At 73.5% G+C, this 5,814-nt stretch carries 2 protein-coding genes; one reads left to right on the plus strand and one right to left on the minus strand.

The features are described from left to right. Positions 1-5,135: hypothetical protein (locus tag D471_RS35910; protein WP_206538971.1), on the minus strand; the 5,135-nt coding region annotated here is incomplete at its 3' end. A 337-nt stretch (positions 5,136-5,472) separates the two neighbouring features. Between D471_RS35910 and D471_RS39700 the strand changes: the two genes are divergently transcribed. Beyond that, the gene (locus D471_RS39700) at positions 5,473-5,721 is read left to right on the plus strand and encodes a hypothetical protein (RefSeq protein WP_152486424.1); all 249 of its coding nucleotides are present in this window, start codon (positions 5,473-5,475) and stop codon (positions 5,719-5,721) included. The last annotated feature ends 93 nt before the right edge of the window (positions 5,722-5,814 follow it).

Here is a 5,814-nt window from a genome sequence, read left to right on the forward strand (position 1 = left end):
CGGGCGTCCAGGTACGCCGCGTCGGCCTTGGTGAAGGCCGCCTCGGCCTTGGCCAGGCGGTCGATCTCGGGGGCGTCGGTCGCCAGGTTCCATTCCCTCGCCCTGGCCTCGGAGATCCAGAGGGTGAGGGAAGCCTCCACCTCGACGGGGTGCCGCCGGGTGGTGGGGGAGCCGGCCGGTCCGCTCCACGCCAGCCACGACGCGGGAACCCGGACGAGGAACTGGCGGGAGGTACCCGGCCCCTTGGCCACCGCGCCGGTTCTGCTGGAGGAGGACCGGCCCTGCCCCGACCGCGCGTTGCTCGCCAGGTCCGCTCCGGCCGGGCTCTGGCGCAGGCGGTCGTCCGGACGGCCGGTGGTCATGACCTGGGAGGTGACGTCCAGGGCGTTCGTGCTGGACTGCGACCGCGAGGAGGAGGACCCGTGCTGTCCGTGTTCGGCGTCCCTGGCGCGGCTCTCCCCGCTCACCGCCACGATCGCGGCGCGGCCGGGGGCGACCAGCGCCTTGAGGTTCACCGTCGTACCCTTCACGTCCGACAGCTGCACGCCGTCCGTGTGCTGGAGGGCCTCGGGCGCCAGCCCGCGCAGCACCAGCTCGCTCGCCACCGCGCTGATCGGGTTGGTGCCCGTGTCGCGGCCCGCCACGTCGTCCAGATACTCCCGGGCCGAGCGGCCGCCCTCCCCGGGGCGCCAGCCCCCGTCCCGGGCGGCTGACTCCACCGCCGCGTCGAACACGCCCCGGCCGGCGCCCTGCACCGCGACGGGTGCGTCGGTGCCGCCCTCGCCTCGGAGGGAGGTGTAGCCGTGGGACGCGCGGCGGTTCGTCCAGGCGGCGACGGGGTCGGTCGCCGACGTCCCGTCCCCCGGAGCGGCCGCGGTGTCCGTCCCGGGGGCTGTGTCGCCGGTCGTGTCCGGGGTGGTGCGCTCCGGAGGGGCCGTGTCCGCGTCGGTGCCACCGTCCGTCGGAACGGCCACCGGAGCGGGGAGGGGAGCCGCGGTCGCGCCTTCGCCGTCCCCGACGGGGAGGTAGGGGATCGGCTGGACGGTCTCCACCGCGCCGCTCCGTCCCGTCCCCGTGTACGTGTGCCCGCCGACCTCCAACGTCAGCGTCAGCGTGGTCTCGGTGGAGACCACCGCGTACGGCCCGAACCCGACCCGCTCATAGGTGCGTTCGACCGACACGCTCTCGGAGTTCGACTCCTCCTCCCCCGACTGGTGGCGCACGACGAGGTCACCACCCGCCCGAAGGGCCGCGCTGGAGCCCGTGCCGCCGGAGACGGGGGCGCGGGCCTCGAACAGCCCGGAGAACGACCAGCCGGACAGTTCCAGGGTTCCCTTGTCGGCGCTGCGGACCACGACCACGCGCTCCACGAACTCCATCATTCCGCCGAACTGCCGGGTGCGGGCGGCGCCGCGACGCACGGAGATGTTCAGGGTCGCGGTGCGCGAGAAGCCTGTGGCGCGGGTGGAGGACCCGCCGGAGTCCGCGTCCCGGTGCACGGCCGTGGTGGGGCGGACGCGTACCCGAATAGGAGGGACGTGGTCCAGGTCGCGGCTCATGTGCGTGGACAGCTGGTGCACCAGGTCCTCACGGCTGGTGCGGGTCAGCTCGTAGCCCCCCGCCGACAGAGCCGTGATGAGGTCGTCCAGCGCTTCCTTGGGGTCCAGGGGACGGGACTGGTAGCCCTTGTCGGCGAGCCCCTCCATGGGCCGGACCGGTGCCCGCGGCGCCGCGGGCGGCGCGTGCGAGCCGATGGTGGGCGAACCGTCGGGCGCCCAGTCGATACGGTCCCTCACCAGGCCGTCCATGTAGGCCCACAGGGCCGGGACCACCCCTTTCTGGGCGCGGGCGACCGGTGCCAGCCACGCGGCGTGGTCCGACTCCCCCGGAGAGCGGGGAATCGTCAGACCCAGGCTGAAGTCGTGCTTGTGCTCGAACGCCTGGGCGATCACGCCGTCGGTGACGAACTCGAGCGAGGGACCCGCGAGCTTGACCTCGGTCCGGGAACGCAGGCTCTGCGTCGCCGAGGTGGTGTCCCCCCGGCCGAGCAGGTGGTAGCGCGCCTCCGCGCCGGGGCCGATGATCGGGTCCACCGCGGTCGGCGGAGGAGCCTCCCCGGGCGAGGCGCCGGTGTTGGTGTTCAGCCCGCCCCGGCCGAAGATCCCGAAGAACAGCCCCCGCGTGCTGACCTTCGCGGTTCCGATCGCGCTCTCCTTCGTGTGGGAGGACTCCACGGAGGCCGACGGCCGCGGGGCCAGCGACTCCACCCTGGTGGGCAGGTACCAGGTCGCGATGGTCAGGCGGTTGCGCGTGGGAGGGATCGTCCGGTCGGTCTGGAAGCGCAGGCGGCTGCCGAACTCGGACGTCAGCGCCGGTGTGGCGGCGAACTGCTGGGGGGACATGTGGTTGGCGATGATCTCGCCGGCACCCGGCTGGGACTCCAACGTGCCCGGGAGGTCGCGCAGCGTTCGGTTCAGCTCGTCGAAGGTGTGGGAGAGGACGTTGGTGGGGCGGTCGCCGTCCCGGTTGACGGTGGTGTCGAAGACCTGCACGACGTGGAAGGTGTTCACGAGGATCTCGGCGGCCCGTGTGCGCGTGATCGTCGGCGGGTCGTCGCCGCCGGCGGGAGGCGCCACGTTGGTCAGCAGTCTCGGCGCACCCTCGCGGAAGAGGTCGCGGGCCCGCGACGCCGGCAGTCGGCGCAAGGACCCGGGCGCCCCGGGGGAGGGCGGGTCGAGCGGGATCGACCGGCCGGGCCGTGGGGCGTGCAGCTCGATGCGGCCGCGGACGCGGTCCCGGCCGTCCGTGAACAGGTCGCGCGAGGTTCGCGGCTTTGGCTGGTCGATCCGGGCGGACCGGGGGACGAGGGTGTCACCGGGGCCGATCCAGGCGCCGAACTCGACGTCGGCGAAGAGCTGCTGGGTTCCGCTCTTGTCCTTGACGTTGTCCTCCGCGGTGACCGAACGGCCGGAGCCGCGATGGTCCACGGAGCGGTGCTCGCCGGTCAGCCGCGCGCCGCCGCCTCCGGAGAACAGCGGGACGTCGCCGGAGTCGACGGTGTGCGTCCCTCGCCAGGTGGCGGTCGCACGCAGCTCCAGCGCGTGCGTACGCGACGTGTTGTCGCGGCGGCGAAGACCGGCGGAGGCCCCCGATGTGCTGCCGGTGTGCGACCCGCTCACCTGCGGACCGGGAACGGGGGCGCGCACGGAGGCGGTCAGCCACAGCGAGATGTGGTCGGGCACGCTGATCCGGTACTCGCCCGCCTCGTTGCCCCAGGGGAGGAGCTTGGTCTCGGTCAGCGTGACCTCCACCCCGTGCCCGATCCAGTCGCCGTGTCGGAAGCGGAAGGACCGGAGGTTGACGGCGTTCAGGACCTTGATCGTGTTGGCGACGGCGGTGTCGCGGTTGCGCCGGTGGTTCCATCCCGCGTGGGACCGGTCCGGCCGGGAGGAGCCCGGTAGCGCCATGTGCGGCAGGACGAGGCCCGGGTACCGGGCGTCGATCCGCCGCAGCAGCCGGTGGGCGTACTCGCCGAACACGGTCACGGGACGGTTCCCGGCGTCCAGCCTGACCTCCGCGCCGTCGGGGAAGGTGACGGCGCGGACCTGGGAGTCGCCGAGATGGGTGAGCCTGGGGCGGCTGAGGAAGGGGTCGCGCAGGGCGGGCGCGCCGGGTAGGGGGGCGTTGGCCGAGGGGTCGTTCAGGATCAGGGCCTCGTGCGAGGTGACGGCCTCCATGGAGGTGACGTCGAACAGGGTCGGCGCGGTGTCGCCGTCCACCCACACGGCGACGCGCCGCTGAACGCTGTAGACGACGGTGTCCGTGCTGTGGAACAGGCGCGCGTTCCAGGCGGCCGACTGCCGGGCGCGGCCGCTTCCCGTCTCCCGGCTGTACTGGTACTCCACGATCGGCAGTTCCAGGCGGACGACGTCCCCGGCCAGCCGCTCCATCACGCCGATCCCGGGGCGCACGGAGAAGCCGGAGTTCCGGTTGGCCGTGCTGGTGCTGCCCCGGGTGAACCGGTCCGTGTGCTTGATGTTGAAGGACTTGGGGATGTCCGGGACCTTGGTCATCCGCAGCGGGTAGGACCACACGGTGACCGCCTTCGGGCGCCCCTCGGAGTCGTGGAAGCCCAGGACGGCCGCCTCGCCCGTCAACACGGGCAGGTGTTTGACGAGGGATTCCGGACCGAACAGGTCCGTGACGGCGTCGCGCGACCTGGCGCGCCGCCGTTGCGACCACCGGGTCCGGAGCGCGCTCTCCCCCGGGGTGTACAGGCGCCGGAGCGGGTTGCGCCGTGATCGGCGCGTCGGCGCGGACAGGCCCAACCGGTCGGCGATCCACTCCGCGATCCCCTGGTCCGCGGTGCGTGTCCCGGCGGAGGTGTCGCCGTCGTGGACGACCTCCACGGCGGAGATCGGGTGGCTGTTGGACAGGTAGCCCCCCACCCTGGTGGGCGCCGGCGTCCGCCGTGGCCGGGGAGCGAGGGGATCGGGGAAGGTGATGGTGTCCGGCAGGTCGTCCCGACGGGGTGCCAGGCCGCCCATGAGCGTGAGCTCCACCCCTCGCGGCACGGCGCCGGGCGCGCTGTGTTCGCCGTCGGCGCTCAGCACGACGCGGAGGTCGGCGGAGTAGTCGACCCCCTTGCCCGTCATCTCCGTGGTGCGCAGCTGCGTCTCCCCGGTGTCGCCGGAGTGCTGCCAGGAGCTCGATCCGATCCCGACGTTCGCCCGCAGGCTCGGTAGCGGGACGGTGCCGCCGGTGGCGAGTAGGTGGCCGCTGAACTGGATTCCGAGGCGCTTGACCGAGCCGGAGGAGTCCGAGGCCGAGTTCCCGGCCTGCTCCTGGATGTCGTCCAGCCCCTTGAACTTGGCCCTCGCCGGACCGTCGCCGGCCGTGGTGCTCGGGCTCCAGTCGTCCTCGGACGAGAGTCTGAGCTGGTAGGCGCGGCCGTCCTCGCCCTCGATCCGCACGCCACCGGGGCGGAAGAACGGGCGGACGTCCCGGGTGAGCCGCTCGCGGAAACGGTCGCGCACCTCGTCGGGGGGTGCGGGCCGCACGGAGGAGACCACGGCGTCGGGATCCACGCGCACGCCGTAGGACTCGATCCACCCGGTGGTGATCAGGTAGTTCAACCTGATGACCGGTTCCTCGTCGGAGTCCGTTGAGTCGGGTGTGTCGGGTCGTGAGGGCGGAAGGGGGGTGTTTTCGGGAAGCGTGGTGGGGTCCGGTGTGCCTGGCCGTGACGGTGGAAGCGGGACGTCCTCAGGCCCGGGCCGGGCGTCGGAGCGGTGGTCGGTGCTCGTATCGTCCCCGTCCGACCGGGTGGGGACCGGGGGCGGAGCGTCGGACCCCGACGACGGTCGGGGAGCCTCGACCCGTGGCTGGCCCGTGCCGTCGGGAGCGGGAGTGTCGGGTCGCGAGGGTGGCAGCGGGACGTCCTGGGGGAGCGGTGCGTCTTCGGGTGTGGGCGTGCCGCGTCGTGAGGGCGGAAGCGGGACGTCTTCGGGGCGCGGGGCGGTGGTACCGGGGTCGGCGGCGTCCGTGGTGCTGGTGGTGACGGGGCCCGCGTTCGCGCTGTCCTGGGACACAGCGGTCGTGTCCTGCGGCTGGGGGGAGGCCTCGGCGGCGCCGGTGGGCGCCTTGGGAGCCGTGTCGTCGGCCGGGCCGTCCGGGTTCGCCCTCGTACGCGAGGGCGGGTGGGACGCGCCGTGGCGTTGACCGGCGGTGTCGTCGATGCGCTGGGGGAGCGGGGCGTCCCCGGGCACGGGAGTGGCGGGCCGCGAGGGTGGGAGCGGGACGTCTTCGGGGCGC

It is taken from the genome of Nocardiopsis lucentensis DSM 44048, assembly GCF_000341125.1.
Taxonomy (GTDB): Bacteria; Actinomycetota; Actinomycetes; order Streptosporangiales; family Streptosporangiaceae; genus Nocardiopsis; species Nocardiopsis lucentensis.